Here is a 415-nt window from a genome sequence, read left to right on the forward strand (position 1 = left end):
TGGCTGTATTATGACTCGCATCCACCGCTCGAATCGTGATCGTTTGGGCTTCGCCAGCATTCTGACTCGCATTACCCGTGATCATCAAGTGATTGGCTACTCCTGAATTTATTTGTACCGTTCCACTTGTTACCGCTGTTCCACTTTGTGGGGTGAAAGTAAAGGTCCCTGTTCCTACTGTTCCTGTGAAAATCAATTGGCTCGTCAAATTCGCCACGCCGGCTGTAAAGTCGCCGGCACTACTTAGTTTATTCGTACCAGATAATCCCGTGATGGCTCCTGTTAAGCTTGTTGTTACTGTCACATTATTCGCACTCGCATCAAAGCTAGCTACCGTATTTCCATAGGCATCTTGTGCCGTTAAGGTATTCGTTCCAGTAAAGCCTACTCCGTTCACTTGAGGGGTTGCTAAACT

At 47.0% G+C, this 415-nt stretch carries 1 protein-coding gene; it reads right to left on the reverse strand.

What is annotated here, in order from left to right; translation table 11 throughout:
* The coding region (locus EWU23_RS13765) for a hypothetical protein (protein ID WP_205753196.1) at positions 1–415 on the reverse strand (415 nt) is incomplete at both ends.

Source organism: Aquirufa beregesia (assembly GCF_011090385.1).
Classification (GTDB): domain Bacteria; phylum Bacteroidota; class Bacteroidia; order Cytophagales; family Spirosomataceae; genus Aquirufa; species Aquirufa beregesia.